23 protein-coding genes and 1 tRNA gene are annotated in these 20,012 nt (G+C 41.4%); 22 read left to right on the top strand and 2 right to left on the bottom strand.

The features are described from left to right. Positions 1-4: 4 nt before the first annotated feature. Positions 5-1,708: a hypothetical protein gene (locus FOT42_RS11315; protein WP_151890690.1), complete on the top strand. Its 1,704-nt coding sequence runs from the start codon at positions 5-7 to the stop codon at positions 1,706-1,708. A 12-nt stretch (positions 1,709-1,720) separates the two neighbouring features. On the opposite strand, the gene FOT42_RS11310 is transcribed toward FOT42_RS11315, so the two are convergent. Further along, the gene (locus FOT42_RS11310) at positions 1,721-2,704 is read right to left on the bottom strand and encodes a GlxA family transcriptional regulator (protein ID WP_151890689.1); all 984 of its coding nucleotides are present in this window, start codon (positions 2,702-2,704) and stop codon (positions 1,721-1,723) included. 114 nt (positions 2,705-2,818) lie between these two features. On the opposite strand from FOT42_RS11310, the gene FOT42_RS11305 reads away from it, so the two are divergent. The 7 genes from FOT42_RS11305 (at position 2,819) to FOT42_RS11275 (ending at position 5,849) form a co-directional block, all read left to right on the top strand. Continuing rightward, positions 2,819-3,232 carry a VOC family protein gene (locus tag FOT42_RS11305; RefSeq protein ID WP_151890688.1) on the top strand — a complete coding sequence of 138 codons (414 nt, stop codon included), beginning with the start codon at positions 2,819-2,821 and terminating at the stop codon, positions 3,230-3,232. An 11-nt stretch (positions 3,233-3,243) separates the two neighbouring features. After that, on the top strand, positions 3,244-3,609 hold the full coding sequence (locus FOT42_RS11300; RefSeq protein ID WP_151890687.1) for an iron chaperone: 366 nt from the start codon (positions 3,244-3,246) through the stop codon (positions 3,607-3,609). A 102-nt stretch (positions 3,610-3,711) separates the two neighbouring features. After that, complete coding sequence (locus FOT42_RS11295; RefSeq protein ID WP_151890686.1) at positions 3,712-4,089, top strand: DoxX family membrane protein; 378 nt, start codon at positions 3,712-3,714, stop codon at positions 4,087-4,089. A 36-nt stretch (positions 4,090-4,125) separates the two neighbouring features. After that, a complete protein-coding gene (locus tag FOT42_RS11290; protein WP_151890685.1) occupies positions 4,126-4,551 on the top strand; it encodes a VOC family protein in 426 nt (141 codons plus the stop codon). Position 4,552: 1 nt separating this feature from the next. Continuing rightward, positions 4,553-4,966, top strand: a complete 414-nt coding sequence (locus FOT42_RS11285; RefSeq protein WP_151890684.1) for an SRPBCC family protein — start codon at positions 4,553-4,555, stop codon at positions 4,964-4,966. Positions 4,967-5,007: 41 nt separating this feature from the next. Then, positions 5,008-5,277 (top strand): hypothetical protein, encoded by a 270-nt coding sequence (locus FOT42_RS11280; RefSeq protein ID WP_151890683.1) that lies wholly within the window; start codon positions 5,008-5,010, stop codon positions 5,275-5,277. Positions 5,278-5,333: 56 nt separating this feature from the next. Continuing rightward, a complete protein-coding gene (locus tag FOT42_RS11275; protein WP_151890682.1) occupies positions 5,334-5,849 on the top strand; it encodes a DUF5004 domain-containing protein in 516 nt (171 codons plus the stop codon). A gap of 8 nt (positions 5,850-5,857) precedes the next feature. Here the strand turns inward: FOT42_RS11275 and FOT42_RS11270 are convergent, their stop codons facing one another. Further along, positions 5,858-7,834 (bottom strand): monovalent cation:proton antiporter family protein, encoded by a 1,977-nt coding sequence (locus FOT42_RS11270; protein WP_151890681.1) that lies wholly within the window; start codon positions 7,832-7,834, stop codon positions 5,858-5,860. A 296-nt stretch (positions 7,835-8,130) separates the two neighbouring features. On the opposite strand from FOT42_RS11270, the gene FOT42_RS11265 reads away from it, so the two are divergent. The 14 genes from FOT42_RS11265 to FOT42_RS11200 all read left to right on the top strand — a co-directional run bounded on the left by FOT42_RS11265 (position 8,131) and on the right by FOT42_RS11200 (position 19,992). Next, complete coding sequence (locus tag FOT42_RS11265; RefSeq protein WP_151890680.1) at positions 8,131-8,736, top strand: YceI family protein; 606 nt, start codon at positions 8,131-8,133, stop codon at positions 8,734-8,736. Between the two features lie 44 nt (positions 8,737-8,780). Next, positions 8,781-10,043: a hypothetical protein gene (locus FOT42_RS11260; RefSeq protein ID WP_151890679.1), complete on the top strand. Its 1,263-nt coding sequence runs from the start codon at positions 8,781-8,783 to the stop codon at positions 10,041-10,043. 84 nt (positions 10,044-10,127) lie between these two features. Next, positions 10,128-10,727, top strand: a complete 600-nt coding sequence (locus FOT42_RS11255) for a YceI family protein (protein ID WP_151890678.1) — start codon at positions 10,128-10,130, stop codon at positions 10,725-10,727. 178 nt (positions 10,728-10,905) lie between these two features. After that, complete coding sequence (locus FOT42_RS11250) at positions 10,906-11,733, top strand: sugar phosphate isomerase/epimerase family protein (RefSeq protein WP_226789884.1); 828 nt, start codon at positions 10,906-10,908, stop codon at positions 11,731-11,733. A 102-nt stretch (positions 11,734-11,835) separates the two neighbouring features. Then, positions 11,836-11,909: transfer RNA gene (locus tag FOT42_RS11245), tRNA-Arg, on the top strand. Between the two features lie 231 nt (positions 11,910-12,140). Then, positions 12,141-13,412, top strand: coding sequence for a site-specific integrase (locus FOT42_RS11240; RefSeq protein WP_151890676.1), 1,272 nt, complete (start codon positions 12,141-12,143; stop codon positions 13,410-13,412). A 923-nt stretch (positions 13,413-14,335) separates the two neighbouring features. Beyond that, a complete protein-coding gene (locus FOT42_RS11235; RefSeq protein ID WP_151890675.1) occupies positions 14,336-14,947 on the top strand; it encodes a hypothetical protein in 612 nt (203 codons plus the stop codon). A gap of 54 nt (positions 14,948-15,001) precedes the next feature. Next, positions 15,002-15,292, top strand: a complete 291-nt coding sequence (locus FOT42_RS11230; protein WP_151890674.1) for a hypothetical protein — start codon at positions 15,002-15,004, stop codon at positions 15,290-15,292. Between the two features lie 39 nt (positions 15,293-15,331). Further along, entirely contained in the window at positions 15,332-15,967 is a 636-nt protein-coding gene (locus FOT42_RS11225) for an outer membrane beta-barrel protein (RefSeq protein WP_151890673.1), read from the top strand. 83 nt (positions 15,968-16,050) lie between these two features. Then, entirely contained in the window at positions 16,051-16,602 is a 552-nt protein-coding gene (locus tag FOT42_RS11220; protein ID WP_192938381.1) for a hypothetical protein, read from the top strand. A gap of 288 nt (positions 16,603-16,890) precedes the next feature. Continuing rightward, a complete protein-coding gene (locus tag FOT42_RS11215) occupies positions 16,891-19,098 on the top strand; it encodes a S41 family peptidase (protein ID WP_151890671.1) in 2,208 nt (735 codons plus the stop codon). A 13-nt stretch (positions 19,099-19,111) separates the two neighbouring features. Beyond that, entirely contained in the window at positions 19,112-19,315 is a 204-nt protein-coding gene (locus tag FOT42_RS18490; protein WP_151890669.1) for a DUF6980 family protein, read from the top strand. 133 nt (positions 19,316-19,448) lie between these two features. Beyond that, positions 19,449-19,709 carry a ribbon-helix-helix domain-containing protein gene (locus FOT42_RS11205; protein ID WP_151890668.1) on the top strand — a complete coding sequence of 87 codons (261 nt, stop codon included), beginning with the start codon at positions 19,449-19,451 and terminating at the stop codon, positions 19,707-19,709. Further along, entirely contained in the window at positions 19,702-19,992 is a 291-nt protein-coding gene (locus FOT42_RS11200) for a type II toxin-antitoxin system RelE/ParE family toxin (protein ID WP_151890667.1), read from the top strand. The genes FOT42_RS11205 and FOT42_RS11200 overlap by 8 nt, the downstream gene beginning before the upstream one ends. Positions 19,993-20,012 lie beyond the last annotated feature (20 nt).

The following is a 20,012-nucleotide window of genomic DNA, read 5'->3' as shown; positions in this document are numbered from 1 at the left end:
TTTTGTGGGTAGTCTGCTACTTTGGGGCATATTCATCTGGAAAGAATGGTCACAACGAAAAGAGCGAAGGTTTTGGGTGAAATTGACGGTTTCCTTTATCGGGGTAGCTTCTTTGTTGCTGATGGCCTTGCGGCCCGCCCATCAAAAAGAAGCACTTTTGGGAAGAGGCATCCTATTGACGGAAGGGCACCGACCGGAACAATTGGACAGTTTAAAAGCAATTTTCAAACGTATAAAAACAGAGAGCTATGTCCCGGGAAAGAATCTGGCCCTTTTGGAAACCACAGATTCCATTTTTGTGTTGGGCCACGGGGTACATTCTTTTGATATGTGGCAATTCAATGGCAAGGCCATTAACTTTCTGAGAGGAAAGGAGCCTGAAGGCTTGGTGGATATAACATACGAAAATGAAATTTTGTTGGGGGATGAACTTTTGGTCAAGACAAGATACAACCATCCGAAAGCAGGACATTGGCTTATTTTGAACGATCCCGGAGGAAATAGCTTGGATTCCATATCGCTGGGGGATGGCCCAGAACAATATATTGAGTTGATAGCCAAGCCCAAGACCAGTGGTCAGTTTACGTATTCATTGGAGGAGAAAAATACAGAAGGTTCTTTTGTGGGCAAAGAGCCCCTGCCCGTAAAGGTTGTGGACCGGGAACTCCTTAACATATTGATGGTCAATAATTTTCCGACATTTGAGACCAAGTACCTCAAAAACTTTCTGGCAGAAAATGGGCATAGTGTGCTGGCACGGACACAATTGACAACGAACAGGTTCAAGTTTGAATATTTTAATCGAGAGGCGTCTCCCATATACCAAATGACGCCAAAGGCGTTGGAAGGTTTTGACCTGATTGTCATGGATGTGGATTCGCATATAGGTTTGGGATCATCCTCCAAAGCGGCCTTGGAAGAAGCGATACGGGAACAGGGAACAGGATTGTTCATTCAACCCAATGCCGCATTTTTCAAACTTTCCCAGAGACAGTCGCCCTTTCGATTTCAGATAGATGGTGGAACGGAGATCACCTTTGGTGGGGCTGCGCAAAAACTGAAAAAATACCCGTACAACTTTTTAGGTGGTTTTCCGCTGCAACCCATTGTGACGGATTCTGTAGAAATCGCTTTTTACATGCCCATGGAAAAGGGCAAGATGGCCAGTTCCGTACTGCAGGACACCTACCATTTGATATTGAACGGACAACAAGATGTATATGCAAGACTTTGGACGCATCTATTGAACGATCTTGTCCGTCAGAAGGAAGTGGGGACGGAGTGGCAGGCATTGACTGATGTTCCGAGGCGAGACCAACCATTTGATTTCCAATTACGAACCAATGTGGAAAGTCCTCAAGTTAAAACAGATCAAGGTGCAGCTATTCCCCTGCTTCAGGATTTTTCGGTATCCACTTTGTGGAACGGAACCACATATCCCCGCAGCACTGGCTGGAATCATCTTCAGCTTTCTACGGATTCCCTATCCCGTTTTTCCTATTATGTGTTTGATACAAATGAACGAAAGGCCGCGACGCAAAAAAATGTACTGGAAGCCAACATCAGGGAATTTGGGCAGCATGAAGGTTTTGGAAAAGTGAACCCCTCAACATCAAGGGAGCATGTTCCCATATCCCCGTTATGGTTCTTCGTCCCATTTCTCCTTTGCATGGGTTGGTTATGGCTGGAGCCCAAACTTTTCCAATGATAATGGTCCAGATCAAGCAGCCGTGGTCACATCTTTGTTGTATTTGTTCCGATACTCAATGGGAGTAAGCCCGGTTATTTTCTTGAAAACGTTCCTGAAAGCCTTGGAATCGGTGTAGCCCACATCGAACATCACCTCGGTGATATTTTTTCGAGTAGACTCAAAACTCCGCTTTGCGGCCTCTATCTTCACCCGTTGCATATATTCCACCACGGTGTTGTTCGTGGCTTGTTTGAACCGTCGTTCAAAGCTTCTTCGGCTCACGGCGACCATCTCGGCCAGTTCGTCCACGGTCATTTTTTCGTTATAGTTCCCTTCAATATATTCTTGGACTTTCTTTACCTGTTTGTCATTATGGTCCTTTTGTCCAGTGAACATCATAAAGGCCGCTTGGCTGTTCCTGTCAATATCAATGGCAAAATATTTGGAAGCCAATATGGCCATGTCCCTGTCCGTATATTTTTCCAAGAGATAGAGCAAGAGGTTCCATATCGAATTGGCGCCACCGCTGGAATAGATGCCATTCTCTTCGGTGATGACCCCTCCATCCACCACTTCCACCTCGGGGAACATTTCCTTGAACTCAGTATAAAAGGCCCAATGGGTGGAACATTTTTTGCCATCCAGCATGCCTGTGGAGGCCAAAAGAAATGCTCCAATGCACAAAGAGGCCACTTCGGCACCCTTATCCCGCTGTTTTATGATCCAAGGAATCGCATCTTCGTTCAGAGCCAAAGCCGTTTCCATGTCACCAAAAATGGGGGGGATGATGACCAAATCAGCTGGTCCGGAGTCTTCCAAAAGTACATCGGTGGTTATCGAATACACCCCATCCTGTATCCGTATCTCGCGGTCGGAACCCACCATCAGTACTTTGAACAGCGGTTCCTTGCCAGCAGCCTGCAAAAATTGATTGGCCGTTGTAAACAGATATCGGGCTGCCGTGACCCCAGAGCCAACAGCAGTTTTTGGAATCAATATGTGTATGGTCTTCATGTGTCAAAAGTAGTGAAAACCTTTGGCGGAATCAACCCGTGAATCAGTCGTTTATACACCCGAAGGTTTCTTTTTATCATTTTCATCTTTGTTATGTTGAAAATCAGTGAACGAATGGATCAGATCATTGCATATCTTACATTTAATGGAAATTGCAGGGAAGCGATGGAATTTTATCAGGAGTGCATAGGGGGAGAGTTGAAACTACAAACGTTGAAGGATGTCCCAAAGCCAAAAAAGTTCCCGGACGATATGAAGGACTATGTGGTACAGGCCATCCTTGAAAAGGATGGAATACTATTGATGGGCACGGATATGGTCGATAAGAAATTGATAAGGGGCAACTCCATATCCATTTTTTTGGGAACTTCCAACGAAGAACAACTCCAACGCTATTACCAAAAACTAAAAAAGGGGAGCAGAAGTACATACCCTTTGGAAAGGACCCATTGGGGAAATCTTTTTGGAGGATTGGTGGACAAATTCGGCAACGAATGGTTGTTCCATTGTAAAAAGAACAACAATTAAATTTCAAGGATATGAAAGGTAAAAAATTCACGACTGTGGACGATTATTTTAAGGAAATTCCCAAAGTGGCCCTTGAGCGCATGAACACCATCCGTCAGGAATTGAAAGCCGTGGCCCCGTTGGCCAGTGAAGTGATCAGTTATAACATGCCGGCCCTGAAGTATAAAGGTGTCTTGGTATATTACGCAGCTTATGAAAAACACATAGGCTTCTACGCCATCCCAAACACCCACGAACATTTTGCAAAGGAATTGGCCGGATATAAACAAGGAAAGGGCTCAGTCCAGTTCCCACATGATCGGCCATTGCCGATGGAACTCATCAAGCGGATGACGGCCTATAGATACCAGCAACAGTTGGCAGCTTTCAAGAAATAGGATTTTGGCGGGAATACCCCCTAAAACCACCGTTTTTACACCTTGGTTTTATGTTATTATCCCTTAGTTTTATAATCGACAACCCATAAAAATTCAACAATCATGAAAAACAAGATTCTCTTTGTTCTGGCCTTGCTGTTCGGACTGATGTTCGCCAATGCAGGCCTCAATAAATTTTTGAACTACATGCCCATGCCAGAAGAAATGCCCGAAGCCCTACTGAAGGATTTTCAGGCACTGATGGAAATTTCGTGGCTCATGCCCTTGGTGGGCTTGGCCGAGCTCATTGGCGGCATATTGATCATCATCCCCAGAACAAGGGCCTTGGGGGCATTGATCCTTTTCCCAGTGATGGTGGGCATTTTGCTCGTCAATACGGTGGTGGATACAAGCGGATTGGTCATCGCATTGGTGCTGGCTGTCATCATGGGATGGATCATGTATGAGAACAGGCACAAGTACAGGCCTATATTCCAATAAAAATTCAACATAATCTTCAACTAAAAAGCAAGAAAAATGAAAGTAAACCCCTATTTGAACTTTGACGGTAAAACCCAAGAGGCATTCAATTTTTATAGATCGGTTTTTGGTGGTGAGTTCACTGCCAATATGAAGATGGACGATGCTCCAGGCACTGACGGTCTCAACGAAGAGGAGAAAAACCGAGTCATGCACATCAGCCTTCCCATTGGCAAGGATACCATTTTGATGGGCTCGGATATTGTTCCTTCCATGGGACACACCTTGGACCAAGGGAATAGCGTGTACATTTCCCTGCATCCGGAAAGTAGACAGGAAGCCGACCGAATTTTCAGTGGACTTTCACAGGGAGGTGATGTGGAAATGCCTATGGAAGACCAGTTTTGGGGCGATTATTTTGGCAGTTTCACCGATAAGTTCGGTGTGCGATGGATGGTAAACTTCAACGAACAATACGTATAAGATGGAAACACATAGAATCACCGTAAAGGCCATGGTAAAAAATGAAGTGGAAAGGGTATGGGAATGCTGGACCCATCCAGAGCACATTACCCAATGGAACTTTGCCGCGGACAGTTGGTGCTGTCCAAGAGCAGAAAACGACCTTAAGGTCGGGGGCAGATATATGGCCAGAATGGAAGCTAAGGATGGTAGTTTTGGCTTTGACTTTGAAGCCATTTACGATGAAGTGGTAAGGCACAAAAAGATTTCCTACACCATGATGGACGGCAGACAGGCCACGACCACTTTCGAAAATTCTGGAAATGGGACCTTGGTGACCACCGTTTTTGACCCAGAGGACCAAAATCCTTTGGAAATGCAGGAAGGAGGTTGGCAGGCCATTCTGAATAACTTCAAAACCTATGTAGAAGGGTAATTTTTTTTCATTCCCTCGGTTTGGTCATGATCGCGCCCGCCATGGTAGAAGTCTTCAAAACAAACATAATATCGAACATCAATGCCGAACAGGTCCTGGGTGTTCTCCAGACCCAATTTCCATACCTTGGTATCAACTTTGACCTGGAGGATTGTGACAATATCCTTAGGGTGCAATCCAAGCTGGACATGGAAATCTGTATTGAAAGTATCTATAGGATAGTGAAGGGATTGGGGTTCGAGATAGAGGTGTTGCCGGATGTTGTGACCCATGTCAAAAGAGAGGGTCAAAAAAGATTTTGGGGAAAATGATGCAACCAAATGGCATTTTCCCCATCAATCTATAAACTTGTAAATTTGATATGTTTATGAAAAGAAACGCTTTTATTATCGGTGCCATGATCTTGATGGGAGGGGTCATCACTTCCTGCAACTCGGACAATGAGATTGATTGCCCGGAGGATTTTACCGGCGAATTGGTTGCTGAAGAAGAACTACTTGTCGGGACCTGGGTACTTTCCGCTATTACCGCAGATGAGGAAATCGACCTTACCGATGATGACGTGGACAATCCAAGCACTGATTTTTTTGCACAATATTCTGCCTGCCAAAGGGACGCTTCCTACACTTTCAACTCGGACAGGAGTTATGAATATGAGCAAGGGCAAAATGCAACGGATTGCCAAAACAAGGTAGCATTGGAAGGAACATGGCGAATGGCCTCAGCGAATCTGAGCTTGGTCAGCGCATGTAGTCTGCAGAACACAGATATAGAATTCAATGTCAATGGGACTGAATTCTCATTCACCAATGACTACGATGTCAGGGATGTTGGCGGATTGGTCAAACCAGTTGAGATTACCTTCACATACAGTTTGTTATAAAGTATTATTTAATCAATACTTTTCCGGAATTGGTCGATGCCCATTTGGTCCCCGCTCACAAAGAGTAGGTCATCTTGGTAAATTTTATCGGATGGCTTTATGGAACTATGGAGCTCATTTTTTCTGGAGATGCCCAAAATATTGATGCCATAGGCATTCCTTAGGTTCAGGTCCTTGAGTTCCTTGCCCACAATATCCCTGTCGTCGGTATTGACCCGTACACAGGAAATGTTGAAATCGGGGAACTCGGTGGGTCTGAAGGTTCGAGGAGTGCCTTTTTTGTTTTGGAACAATTCATAGTTGTCCAATCGGGCAGTGTTCACCAAATGTTCGATATCATCTTCTGGGACCAAAAAATTGTGCAAGGTCCTTGAAAATATCTCTATGGATGTTTCAAATTCCTCTGGGATCACATCGTCCGCACCCATGGCGATCAGCTCCGTGATCTCTTTTACATATCGGGTCCTGACAATGATATGGATGGAGCGACTAATGCTGCGTATGTTTTTTATGATGGCCTTCGTGGCAATGGGATCGGAAATGGCGATGACCACGACACGGGCCTGGGAGATATGCGCAAATTCAAGGATATGGTCCTGGGTGGCATCCCCAAAATGGATGGGTACATTGTTCTGTTTCTCCCTTCTTACCACATCGGCATTGAGTTCCACGACCACATAGGGTATGCTGCTGAATTCAGCGGCCTTGGCAAGATTGCTTCCGTTTATGCCATATCCTATGATGACCAAATGGTTCTTCAATTCATCGGATTTTTCCGTTTCTTCCGAAGCTATGAGCATTTTGTCCACCGCTTTCATGGGCCTCAGTTTCATCACGCCAAAGGCAATGTTCTCCGAAAAAATGATGACAAAGGGGGTCAAAAACATCGAAATGATGGAAACGGCCAAGAAATATTGGTTGGTTTCAGCATCCAAGAGCCCATATTGGATACCTACCTTTGAAAGAATAAAGGCAAATTCGCCCACTTGGAAAAGTGCAAGACCGGTCAATAGAAATGTCCTTGCCGGATATTTGAGTACGGCAATGGCCAGTGCCGCGATCAAAGATTTGACCAAGAAGACCCCAAATACGATCAATAAAATGACCCCTACATTTTTGCTGAAAAAAGTAAGGTCCAGCATCATACCTACCGATATAAAGAAGAAACTGGTAAAAAGCTCCCTGAACGGCAATATGATGCTGGTGGCCTGATGGCTATATTCCGATTCAGAAATGATCAGACCCGCCAAAAAGGCTCCTAATGCAAGCGATAGCCCAGCTTCCGAAGTAAGGAAGGCCACGGCAAAGCAAATGGTGATCGTAGTGATCAGAAAAAGTTCCTTGCTCTTGGTCTTGGCCACCAAGTGCATCAGCCTCGGCACCAGATACCGTGCACTGATGACAGTAATACCCAGAACAATGGCCGTTTTGAGCAGCAACATCAGAATACTGTTCGTCACATTGCCCGACTGTCCGGCAATAATAGGCGTGAACAGCATCATGGGCACCACAATGATATCTTGGAAAATAAGGATGGCCAGTGCATTACGCCCGTGTGGGGAAGACATTTCGTTACGCTCCTGCATGACCTTTAATACGATTGCGGTGCTGGACATTGAAAAAAGGAATCCCACAAAAAGGGCCTCGTTCCACGTATAGCCCAATAAATAGTAGATCAAGCCAGAGACCAATACGGTCAGTCCCACCTGCAGGGCACCACCAATGAACACCGTATTCTTAATGGAAATCAACTGTTTGATGGAAAGCTCCATCCCGATGACGAACAGCAGCAGGATGACCCCGATTTCCGAAATGGCCTCGATTTGATCGGATTCGTGCAAAAGGCCAAAACCATAGGGCCCTATCAAGATCCCAGTGACCAAAAAACCCAAGATGGAGGGCAGTTTCAAGCGTTGCAGGACAAATACCACTACCATGGAAAGTCCTAGCAAGATCAAAAAATCCTGTAACATGGGTAAGTGCATATCGGGTGGCGTTTAATGGTTATTGGAACAATTTTCCACTGGTGGACCAGAATTTCAAAGTTAAGAAGAAGTGTCTTCAGTAGGTCCGTCCTTAGTCAACTTTTCCAAAGAAATCAGGGTTTCCCAAATTGTGCCGTTTTTGTGGGATATGGTCCAATTTTACTCCTTTAGAAATAAGAAAGTGATAAATGACAGGTCTTTTCCAAAGGAAAATAGGGTTTTAGGAAAAACCTGACATATATCATCTTTTAAGAATAGTCAGTACAAGATCTTTGTCCTATCAAAACCTAGAAACTATGATAAGCTATATCAAAAAGAATCAGCGATCAGTAAAATTGGCCTTGCTGGCAACGGTGTTGGGACTGGTGCCCATAACCCTTTCCGCACAAAGTTTCAAGCTCAGTAACGGCGAAGGGAAGCTCATGGTCACCGGAACATCCAGCCTGCATGATTGGGAAGAGGTTGCCGAGCAGAAATCCGGTACGCTCCAAGTGGACGTTACCGGGGAACTGCCCAAGATCACAACCTTAAAGTTCACCGTTGAGGCGGAAAGCTTGAAAAGTGGCAAGGGTGCCATGGACAAGAACACCTACAAAGCCTTGAACACGGATAGTCACAAACAGATTGTTTTTCAACTTTCAAGTATCAAAGAGATTTCACCTGTGACCTCTTCTTCTAACAAATACAAGGTAGTGGCCAATGGCAACTTGACCATCGCTGGCAAGACAAACAAAATAGAATTGCCCTTTGATCTAACAGTAAATGGAGATAAGGCCATTTTGGAAGGCAAAAAGGGACTGAAAATGACAGATTATGGGGTAGAGCCTCCCAAAGCTTTGATGGGGACCATCAAAACAGGTGATGAAATTGAAATTCACTATAACACCATTTGGAAAAAATAAATAGATAAACAATAAAAGAAGTACTCAACTAAAAATCAATCACAATGAAAAAATACATAAAATACGGGGTGTTTGCCATAACATGTATGGTAGGTCTATGGGGATATTCCCAAAACCGAAATCTGGACAACTACAGACAACCGGACAAGAATGGTGTCAATGTTTTTGAAAGCCCAAAAGATACTGCGCTTACCTTTGATGGGGTAAAGGTAAGGGTAGGAGGATCATCCACGCTCCAGTTCCAGGCAGTGGACCATGAAAACTCAGGTGCAGTGGAACTCATTGAAATAGGGGACAACTTCAACTTGGCAACCGCCAACTTGGATCTTGACGTGGCCTTGGCCAAAGGTGTACGTATGCACTTAAGGACCTATCTGTCCTCCAGACACCACCCAGAACCCTATGTGAAGGGCGGGTATTTCCAAGTGGACAACTTGGATTTCATCAGCCCCGGCCTTTTGGAGGACGCCATGAAATATGTGACCGTGAAAGTGGGCCACATGGAAAACAACTATGGTGACGCCCACTTTAGGAGGACCGACAACGCACAGGCCATGCACAACCCCTTTGTGGGCAACCTGATCATGGATGCCTTTACCACAGAGGTAGGTGGCGAGGTCTATTTCAGGAAGAATGGTTTCCTAGGGATGTTTGGGCTATCCAATGGCAAGCTGAACCAAGCCGTGAACAATCCTGGTACCACAGGGGCCTCTATCTTGGCCAAATTGGGATATGACAAACAACTGACAGATGACTTTAGGTTCCGTTTGACAGGATCCATGTACTCCACTGGAAAATCTGGGAACGTCTACCTATACAGTGCCGACCGCAGTGGTTCCCGATACTATTTGGTCATGGAAAACACCGAGGCCAGCACATCCGGCAATTTCCGTTCCGGTAGGTTCGACCCAGGCATGCGAAATGAGATCACTGCCTTTATGGTGAACCCGTTCCTAAAATACAAAGGATTTGAGTTCTTCGGAACCTTTGAGCAGGCCAAAGGCAAGTTGGAGGCCGAAGCAGATGACAGGACCGCTACCCAATTGGCCGGAGAGCTCATCTACAGATTCGGCAAGACAGAAAACTTCTATCTAGGAACCCGATATAATACGGTAAATGCCGACACCGCTGCAGGAGAGGACATTACCATTGACAGATTTCAATTGGGAGGTGGTGTTTTCTTGACCAAGAACATACTTGCCAAAATTGAGTACGTCAACCAACAGTATGACGGTTTTGACCCAGCAAGCATCTTCAGTGAAGGAGAATTTAAAGGAGTTCTATTGGAAGCTGTCATCAGTTTCTAGGTCACTCTTGATTTTAGGTGAAAAGGTCTGGGACGCTGGTCCCAGACCTTATTCAAATCATAAAAATCGATACCTTTAGATACCATGATACCATTTGTGATCCACAACATCAAGAGCATATCCACCATGACCCTCCTTTTTATCGGGGCCTTCTTTTCGGCTCCGGAAAGGGAAACACGGGTGTGGGTGGCCCCTGAAAGTGAAGTGGTGATCAAGGGCACCACCAATGTCAACGCCTTTACGTGCAGGTACAATGTACAGGAACTCGAAGTACCCGTACAGTTGACCTATAATGAGAAAGTGGAACAGATCCAGTTCAAGAATGCCAAGCTCAAACTGGCAAACGACTGTTTTGATTGCGGGGGAAAGGCCATCAACAAGGATTTTAGGGAACTGTTGAAGACCGAGCGCCATCCACAAGTGGAACTCAGACTGCTCCACGTGGATCCCCTAGAATCCGATGCCCAGAAAATTGGGGTGGGTATGGAAATCACCATTGCCGGTGTGGCCCGAAAATACCAGACCACATTGAACTGTGTCCAGGCAGGGGATATCTGTGTGAACGGTAGCTTGGACCTTCTTTTGAGCGATTTTGGTCTGGAGCCCCCCCGAAAGGTTTTGGGAATGATCAAAGTGGACAACAAGATCAAGGTGCAATTTTCCCTTAAATTGAAAGAGATATAGCCTTTGTTTGAATTATAGATCCAATCCGTTGGGATGCCTTGTCCAACGGATTTTTTATGTTCAAAGGGGAGTGGACATATTTCAGGAAATAGGTATCTTGTGAAACTTATTTTCAACTAAAACAAACAATATGCACAATTTCATAATCAACAACGGAAAAAAGGCCATTTCAGTCTTCATGCTGACTGCTTTGGCGACTTCAATGCAGGCACAGGACAATTTTGGTGGACTGGCCCTTTATACGGTGAGGGATCATATGGGGCAGGACCCGAAGGCAACCTTGGAAAAAGTAGAGGAAGCAGGATATGCCTATGTCGAAGCTGCGGGCTACAACGAAGGAAAATTTTATGGGATGGCCCCAGAGGATTTTAAGGCCTATCTGGAAAGTTTGGGACTAAAGCCCGTGAGCACCCACCAAGGAACAGTGACCCTAGAGAACGCTGATGAGCAGATTGCAGCCGTAAAGGCAGCCGGGTTTGAGTATTTCACCATTCCAGTGCCGCCTATGGGCATGTTCACATTCAATCCGGAATCCCGTACCATGGGAATGAAGGGGACGGTCAAGGACTTGGCGGACGTGCTCACGGAACTGGGTAAGAAATGCGAAGCGGCCGGTCTCAAATTATTGTACCACAACCACGATTTCGAATTTAAGAAGAACGAAGATGGTGTGGTTACCATAGATTATTTATTGGAGAATACGGACCCAAAATACGTGAATTTCCAGATGGACCTCTATTGGGTGACCAAAGCCGGGTCAGATCCCGTAGCTTATTTTGAAAAATACCCAGGAAGGTTCAAGTCATGGCACGTAAAAGATATGGATGATGAGGGTAAATTTGCCCCCGTGGGTGAAGGCCATATCGATTTTAAGAGAATTTTGGACGAAAAGGAGACCTCTGGTATGATGAAATATTTTGTGGAGCAGGATATGACATGGGACAAAGAACCTTTGGAGGTGATCAAGATCAGCCACAAAGGCATCAAGGAGATAGGCTTTGATTAGTTAAATTATCGGTCAAGAGCTTTTTCGAGTGAAAAGGGTAAGAAATCAAAAAAATATTTTTTACAACGGTTCACATTAGTATCTTTGCACCCGCAAAAGAGCGGTCGCGTAGCTCAGCTGGATAGAGCATCTGCCTTCTAAGCAGACGGTCATAGGTTCGAATCCTATCGCGATCACTTTAAGAGTTCAAATAAAAACAAAGCCTTGCATATCTTATTGATTTGCAAGGCTTTAATGTTTTAGGAGCCCCATTTGAATTGGTTTGAAATGGTATGTTTTGGTTTGTAATTCGGTTAGTAAATTTTTTTCTTCAAAGTGTTAACCGAATAAGCTTGTAATTAACTATATTACAATCACTTAGTATTTGACTTTCGTAGGTAATTATCGCTCAATTTAACACAAAACCTATGAGAACCCGGACTACATTTTCAATCAGTTTCTGGATAAGTACTTCCCGAAGAAATGACGGCAACGCAAAGATCTATGCCCGAATCACCGTTGATTCGCAAAGGGCAAACATGAGTTTAAAGTATACTATCCCGAAAGAGATATGGGACAGTAAGGGGTCGAAGGTTCTGGGGCGAACAAAAGAAGCTCAGGAAATCAATACTTATCTGATGGAAGTTGAAACAGAACTTTTTCAATGCTATCGTGAACTTCGGTCTAGAACGTCCCATATCACTCCACAGATGGTCAAGGCGCACTATTTTGGGGAAGATGTGAGCGAAGTTACTTTAAAGAGTTTGTTTGAGTATCACAACACACACAATGCACATAGCCTTTGCAAGGCTACTCTTAGTCATTACAAGACATGTCAGAAGTACCTGTTGAAGTATATCAAACAACAATATAAATGTGATGACTACAGACTATCACAACTTAATCACCAATTTATAGTTGGATTTGAAACATATTTACGCAAACTACATCCCATAAATCATCACGCTAACCTTTCAAACAATGGTGCAATGAAGCATATTCAACGTCTACGAAAAATGATTAGAATGGCCGTTGATAATGAATGGATTGATAAAGACCCATTTCGAAAGTTTAAAATTAGAATGGAAAGAAAGGAAAAGGAGTTTTTGAACTTACCTGAACTTCAGAAAATTCAAGAGTATCATACAGGGATTGAACGGTTACGTATAGTAAAAGACTTGTTTGTTTTTAGTTGCTATACTGGTATTTCCTATTGTGATATAATGGGTCTTAGCGAAGATAACCTTGTACTTGGCATTGATGGAAAATATTGGATAAGCACAAAAAGGATGAAAACGAAGAATAGTTTTAAGCTTCCATTGGTTGGTCCAGCATTATCTATTATTAAGCGATTCCAATATCATCCTAAACGAGAACCGGAAAAACTATTCCCTAGAATCTCCAATCAAAAATTGAACAGTTATTTAAAGGAAATCGCGGATGCATGTGACATTCCAAAAAATGTTACTTTCCATATGGCAAGGCACACTTTTGCAACTACGATTACTTTGAGTAATGGAGTTCCCATAGAGACGGTTTCCAAAATATTGGGACATACAAAATTGGCCACTACCCAAGTTTATGCAAGAGTATTGGATAACAAAATAAGTGAAGATATGAGTGGTTTGGAAACGATTCTGGATTCGAAGTTTTTAGATTCAAATGACAATATTGAAAAGTTTGGAAATCTAGACTTTTGATTTGTAATCCTGAAAAGCCATTCATAAATGCACATCATATATGTTTTGTCCCAAGTCCTTCCTTCAACACTTGGGTTTGGTTTCCATTTGGTTATTGTGGTGATCGGGAAGGTATGTTTGATCAACAACTTCTAATCAACAAAAACCACTGAATTTATTCATTGCTTGACACACCAAAGAAAGGTATTTGGGTTTTCACGCTCGCGTGAAAAAACGAATAGCAAGAGGGTGATGCGCAAATTGCGGCATCACGGTCGTTTTTTGGTCTTCAACAAGTTGAAAACCAGTTGTTTAAAATGTTTTTGAAGTGCTGTGCAAAATCAGGGGCTACAGAAGACTTTTCCAAAATGTATAGTAAACCCTTTGGGAAGCCCTGTAAACACTGGAAATTTTGACGAAAAAATTGACGCAATTTGACGAAAAAACAAAATTGGGCCTATGGAAAAGCAAGCTAAAGCTTAAAATAACGTAAGGGAGGTTGGAACTATATAAAATTAAGGGCGATAGACCATTGGATTATCTCAAAGGATTAGAAAATGTTTTTAACCAATGGATAATATTGCCTCGCTCAGTAGTATTAGTTAAGGGGAAGATCTGGGGCTTGCAGCACTCCACTTCGTTTCCTTCGCTTTTTAATTCGTTTCCTGATTCAAGATCAGGTCTTTTAGGCACCGCTTTATTGAACTTTCAGTGCAAAACGAGTCCACTGATTCTAAGTAGTTTACTTTTTCCGTACACTTAATTTGTTTACCATTTAGACCCTTTTTTACCCCTAAGATGTAGCTCGGTTTCTCAAAACCGTTTGACTACTATTCGCTCCTTTCACCTAAAACCCAAATTTTGATAAATGGAAATTTCCTACATTTAAAGAAAGTTAAAATAAACTGAATACCTGCAATCCCAGTCCATAAACAAATAGTTAAATGAACAAAATCTTGTTTATCCTTTGTTGTTTGTCAATTAATCCAATAATATCACAAGAGTCAGCTATTCCAAAAACCAGACATCCTAGAATTGAAATTTTGAAATCAAAAAAGGTGTCCAAGACTCTTAATGCGAGGGCACATACCATTATAAGAGATAAGAATGCAAAAAGAGTAATGGTCAGGTGTAAAATAAATCCACTTGATGGTCAAATTGACATTAATGCATTTTCTTTGGTCGATACAAAAAATAAACTTAGATATCGATTATCCGATGTAACTGCATATTATGCCTTTGGTGGGCCCAAAATAAATAGGTATTGGAAAGAAAAACCAATAAATAAAAAAGGTAAGGAAATTGAGGTTTCTTATGCTGAATATAATCCCTTGATAAAGGACACTTTTTTAGATTATACCTTTAGTGATTACAAAATTTCTGAAACTAGATTTCCATTTTCCAGCGGACAAAACATTTCTAATTATTACGGAAAAGTTGAAAGTAAAAGAAAATTTACCGCAGACTTCTATTTTGTACTTGAAAAGGATTTATTGGATGAATCAAGCTATGCATTGTATTTTGGGAATGAAATGTTGGGCAGCGTCGATTTTTGAAACAAATAAAGCCTCGGAATTATAGTGCGAAATTTTCAAAAGTTTAAATAAACGATGCAGAAGTATAAAAACCTTGGACTTGCAATAGTAATCATCGTAATTGGTTACAACGTATATGACTACTTTAAAGTAAAAAAGGATGTTCAAAAAGATGTAATTGAAGAATGCAGCAAGAAATTCAGAACTTCCAATCCAGAAATTGCCAAAAAAGTCGCAGATAAATACTGTGAATGTGTCTTTGATAATCTTGGAGAAAAATATAAAAACTCGAATGTAGGAGCTAAAACAATTCTTGAGAAAGAACAGTCAATAATGCAAGACTGTTTTGACAAGGTGAAACAATGAAAAAAAAATTCAAAGTTCAAATAAACGATTACAATAAGAATGAAATACTATAACCTTCTATTTTACTTAGCCTTCTTTTTTTCTCTAACCGTTAAAAGTCAAAATTTTGAAATTGGTATGAGGACTGGGTTAAACTTTGCAACATTAAGAACTGGAGATAACACTGGATCTAATAATACAGGGGCTACCGAGTCTTTGACTAGGCTCAATTTATCCATTACCTCTGAATACACATTATCAAACCATTTTGGACTGGACGCCAGTTTAGGCTATCAAGGCAAAGGAGGTGGGGACTTTGATGAGGAAAGCATACTAAGAGTTGGGATAGACAATTTTAAACGTAAATTGGATTATTTAAGCGCTTCAGTTCTAGTGCGATATTATCCACTAATGAATAGTGATCCATTTCAACCTTTCATTACTCTAGGTCCAGGATTTTCCTATTTGATTAAGACTGATGAACTTGGAAATGAGATTGTGGAAGAAAACATTCGAGGTAAACTAGATATTTCATCTATTGCTGGAATCGGGGCTAAGTTTTCTTTGAACGAGAACCTTAAGTTTGAAGTATTAGGTGTATTTGACAGAGGATGGAGTAAAACTATTCGACAACAAAATGAAAGCCTATTTAATCAAATGTTCTGGTTTTCTGTTGGACTCAAGAAAGATATTTGATGAATTAATATAAGTACATATTGAATCAAACAAAGTTCAAATAAACGATAATTGACAGTTCTTCAAGACTGTCGGGCCAAATGATGAAATCATTTTATCCAAAGAAACTTTCAAAGAATTGGAAAATAGTCTGGATTCTAATGCAGCTTGCAATGATTGGCATTGGATATTATCTATTTGTATACAAATCCTATGGATACAAATCATGGAATGACATGATTGGTGGGACAATGGCTATGCTAGGTGTTATTTTAGCTTTAATGACTTTTGTTGATAGCCCTTATAAAAGTGGATGGTATGAAAAAAAACGTTTGAAATTTTACTTCCTCTCAGTATCGCTGGGAATTACTTCAATTTTTCTAATGGTAAGTCAGAGAAGTAGCTTTTATGAGAAAGAGGCAACAATTCCAACATTTGCTGAGGTAATTGGGAAGGAACGCGTACGTGGATTTGGCAGAAGAAGCGGTAATCGAGTTCGGGTTTACGCCACGATCCAATATTTTGACAAAGGAAAGGAAATCATTCAAAGACTTTCAGACTATGACGACCGTTATGTAGTTGGACATTATGTGCCCATCAAATATTCGGAAAATCAACCTGAACTTTTTAGGATTGATCATGAATTTGAAGAATAGCTAAGATGTAAGAGTTCATTGTGATGTGTACTCCATTCATTTTTCACAGTGATTATATTCTTAAAATAGTCAATAAGCAGCAAGATATTTTTGTCCCAAATTTATAAATGCATTCTAGAACATTGAATCCAAGATTGAACTTAAATTACAGTTAAACGCCTTTTATCCCATTTGAATTTTCTTACTTTTATTGGGCAGCAATGTTTGCCGTAATCTCCCCCATTGTTTGTCGGAAGGCTGCCGAACCCCGGCCAATACAATTGATAAAACGTTAAAAACCAATTTTCAATGAAGCTATTTACGTCCGTTTTGATATTGATCATATCAATAAGTTGCCGTGGCCAAGTAGAGGAAAAATTCAATTTGGGATTTGAAGACCAGGAAACTGGGAATGACCTATCAGATGGTTGGTTTCAATGGGGAGACCATATACTGACCATAGATTCTATGGCACACACAGGAGCAAGGTCTGGTAAGATCACTTCCACCCAAAACGGTGACTTTGGAAGTATAGCGTACAAAATTCCCGCCAAGTATCAAGGTAAGAGCATAACCCTTGAGGGATATATGAAAACCAAGGATGTCCATGATGGGTTTGTAGGTTTGTTGATGAGAATTGATGGCAATGGTTCTGCCCTGGAATTTGATAACATGCAAAAACAGAATATCACGGGGACCAATGACTGGACAAAATATACCATAACCCTTCCCTATCCGAAGGGAGCTGAATATATCTATGTTGCAGGTATATTGGTGGGCAAGGGTGAGGCTTGGTTCGATGATTTCACATTGACCATCGATGGCAACGACATCCAAACCCTTAAAGAGGTCGAAAGGGAACTTGCCAAAGCGGAATTGGACAAGGAATTCGACTCAGGATCCAAGATTGATTTGTCCAACGTGACACCTAACGGCATAGAAAATTTGGAGTTGTTGGGACGGGTTTGGGGTTTTCTCAAATACCACCATCCAGAAATAGCCAAGGGCAATTATAATTGGGACTATGAACTCTTTCGGTTTTTGCCAAAATATGTTCTAACCAAAAGCGAGGTAGAGAGAAATACTCTATTAATTGAATGGATTGATTCCTTGGGTGATTTGAAAAATTGTTCCAAATGTGAACCCACTAGTGAAGACGCGGTGATTCGCCCTGATCATAATTGGATTGAGGATCAAGATGCTCAACTCAAAGAAAAGTTACTGGATGTGTACAATAGCCGTTCCCAGGGAAAGCATTATTACATAGGGATGGCACCTGGCGTTCGTAATCCAATATTTAAAAATGAAGAGGCATACTATCTCATGCCTTTTCCCGATGATGGATACAGATTGCTTGCGCTATATAGATTTTGGAACATGATTCATTATTTTTTTCCATACAGGCATCTTACCGATAAGGATTGGAACACGGTACTTGGTGAATACATTCCAATCTTTCTAAATGCCAAAAACGAACTCGAATATGAAATGGCGGCCATCCAGCTTATTGGGGATGTTCAAGATACACATGCCAATATATGGGAAGGTGCAGGGAAGCTAAATGCTTGGAAGGGGTCAAATTACCCCCCAGTTCATACTCGCTTCATTGAAAATCAATTAGTAGTAACGGATTTTTATAATGAGGAACATAGAGGTAAGGTTGGATTGGAAATAGGAGACGTAATCACCGAGATCAATGACATACCCGTGTCCGAAATAGTGGAAGAGAAAGCTAAATATTATCCGGCTTCCAACTATCCTACAATGCTTAGGGATATCTCAATGGACCTTTTGCGCTCGAATTCCGATGAAATTGAAATAAAGGTACAATTAGGGGAAAATAAAGTAAAGATCAAGTCATTAAAACTATATCCAAAAGATAGCCTTGACATATACCGATGGTATAGAAGAGATGATAGAAAATCTTTTAAATTGCTTGATAACAATATTGGCTATGTGACCTTACAAACCATTAAGGATGAAGATATATCCGAAATTAAGAAGCAATTCAGAGACACAAAAGGTATAATCATGGACATCAGAAATTATCCTTCAAAGTTTGTCCCATTTGTATTAGGAAATTATTTTGTCTCTTCCGCTACGCCTTTTGTAAAGTTTACCCACGGGTCCGTAGACAATCCTGGTGAATTTACTTTTGAAAAAGAGTTGAAAATTCCAAGTAAAGGAGATACATACCAAGGAAAATTAGTGGTTCTGGTCAATGAACTTACACAAAGTCAAGCTGAATATACCTCTATGGCTTTTAGGGCAGGAGACAATACCACCATAATTGGCAGTACAACTGCAGGAGCTGATGGTAACGTTTCCCCGATATATTTGCCTGGTGGAATGAGAACCATGATTTCAGGAATTGGGGTATATTACCCAAATGGAGAAGAGACGCAAAGAGTTGGTATTGTTCCGGACATAGAAGTCAAACCGACCATTTTAGGAATCAGGCAAGGCAAGGACGAACTGCTGGAAAAAGCTATTGAAATAATCAAAAAAGAAGAATAAGTTCAAATAAACGATGACAGAAAGGAAGTCTAATTGTTGTGAAATGATGGAAATCTTCACAACATTTAATTGTGATTTACATAAAGATAAATATGAATGCCCTGATACTTTAATAGACCATAATACTGAGTCGGATGACTATTCCATTATCATTCATGATGGTGGAACTTCAGGAATAGAAATCAATTTTTGTCCTTGGTGTGGGACTAAACTATAAATTTTGAGATTCAAGAAAAGTTCAAATAAACGATTCCTAAAACATTCCTGATATAATTCCCTTTGCCAAATTTTCAATAAATATGCACCAATAATGTGTTAGAATGCGTATATTGTATGTAAATACCATTATTATGGCAACAATAAGAAAATCATTAACTATAACTGCTGCCCAGGAAGAGTGGATAAAATTACAAATCAAGAATGGTGGCTTCGCAAACGATAGTGAATACATCCGACATCTAATACGATTGGATGAGGAGCGCAATAGGGAGTTTTTAATCACTAAGGCGGCCATACAGGATGGTTATGATAGTGGCGTAAGTTCTAAAATCAGGTCTGTTGATGAAATTATTGAAGCTGCGATAGTTCGTAAAAGGAACAGAAATGCCTAGATATTATTTATCATCCAAAGCGGATGACGATATCGATGATATAGTGGATTATACCTTGGAAACTTGGGGTGAATCACAGACGCATATCTATGTTACCGAATTATACCAATTTTTACAAACTCTGGCAGATAATCCCGATCTTGGCCGAAGTGCTTCAGAATTTGCGGCTCTACTTAGAAGATACAACTATAAGGCACACACAATTTTTTACGAACCAACTGAAAAGGGCATATTCGTCGTTCGCATTTTAGGACAAGTAAGAGATTTCAAAAGACATCTTTAACGGATATTTATCTGATTAAA

Source organism: Flagellimonas hadalis (genome assembly GCF_007785775.2).
GTDB classification, from domain to species: Bacteria; Bacteroidota; Bacteroidia; order Flavobacteriales; family Flavobacteriaceae; genus Flagellimonas; species Flagellimonas hadalis.
This window is presented reverse-complemented; position numbering and strand designations above follow the sequence as displayed.

Coding starts and splice junctions, on each gene's coding strand:
- FOT42_RS11310 (WP_151890689.1), bottom strand. CDS start 2,704: ATGAAGACCATACACATATTGATTCCAAAAACTGCTGTTGGCTCTGGG.
- FOT42_RS11305 (WP_151890688.1), top strand. CDS start 2,819: ATGGATCAGATCATTGCATATCTTACATTTAATGGAAATTGCAGGGAA.
- FOT42_RS11300 (WP_151890687.1), top strand. CDS start 3,244: ATGAAAGGTAAAAAATTCACGACTGTGGACGATTATTTTAAGGAAATT.
- FOT42_RS11295 (WP_151890686.1), top strand. CDS start 3,712: ATGAAAAACAAGATTCTCTTTGTTCTGGCCTTGCTGTTCGGACTGATG.
- FOT42_RS11290 (WP_151890685.1), top strand. CDS start 4,126: ATGAAAGTAAACCCCTATTTGAACTTTGACGGTAAAACCCAAGAGGCA.
- FOT42_RS11285 (WP_151890684.1), top strand. CDS start 4,553: ATGGAAACACATAGAATCACCGTAAAGGCCATGGTAAAAAATGAAGTG.
- FOT42_RS11280 (WP_151890683.1), top strand. CDS start 5,008: ATGGTAGAAGTCTTCAAAACAAACATAATATCGAACATCAATGCCGAA.
- FOT42_RS11275 (WP_151890682.1), top strand. CDS start 5,334: ATGAAAAGAAACGCTTTTATTATCGGTGCCATGATCTTGATGGGAGGG.
- FOT42_RS11270 (WP_151890681.1), bottom strand. CDS start 7,834: ATGCACTTACCCATGTTACAGGATTTTTTGATCTTGCTAGGACTTTCC.
- FOT42_RS11265 (WP_151890680.1), top strand. CDS start 8,131: ATGATAAGCTATATCAAAAAGAATCAGCGATCAGTAAAATTGGCCTTG.
- FOT42_RS11260 (WP_151890679.1), top strand. CDS start 8,781: ATGAAAAAATACATAAAATACGGGGTGTTTGCCATAACATGTATGGTA.
- FOT42_RS11255 (WP_151890678.1), top strand. CDS start 10,128: ATGATACCATTTGTGATCCACAACATCAAGAGCATATCCACCATGACC.
- FOT42_RS11250 (WP_226789884.1), top strand. CDS start 10,906: ATGCTGACTGCTTTGGCGACTTCAATGCAGGCACAGGACAATTTTGGT.
- FOT42_RS11240 (WP_151890676.1), top strand. CDS start 12,141: ATGAGAACCCGGACTACATTTTCAATCAGTTTCTGGATAAGTACTTCC.
- FOT42_RS11235 (WP_151890675.1), top strand. CDS start 14,336: ATGAACAAAATCTTGTTTATCCTTTGTTGTTTGTCAATTAATCCAATA.
- FOT42_RS11230 (WP_151890674.1), top strand. CDS start 15,002: ATGCAGAAGTATAAAAACCTTGGACTTGCAATAGTAATCATCGTAATT.
- FOT42_RS11225 (WP_151890673.1), top strand. CDS start 15,332: ATGAAATACTATAACCTTCTATTTTACTTAGCCTTCTTTTTTTCTCTA.
- FOT42_RS11220 (WP_192938381.1), top strand. CDS start 16,051: ATGAAATCATTTTATCCAAAGAAACTTTCAAAGAATTGGAAAATAGTC.
- FOT42_RS11215 (WP_151890671.1), top strand. CDS start 16,891: ATGAAGCTATTTACGTCCGTTTTGATATTGATCATATCAATAAGTTGC.
- FOT42_RS18490 (WP_151890669.1), top strand. CDS start 19,112: ATGACAGAAAGGAAGTCTAATTGTTGTGAAATGATGGAAATCTTCACA.
- FOT42_RS11205 (WP_151890668.1), top strand. CDS start 19,449: ATGGCAACAATAAGAAAATCATTAACTATAACTGCTGCCCAGGAAGAG.
- FOT42_RS11200 (WP_151890667.1), top strand. CDS start 19,702: ATGCCTAGATATTATTTATCATCCAAAGCGGATGACGATATCGATGAT.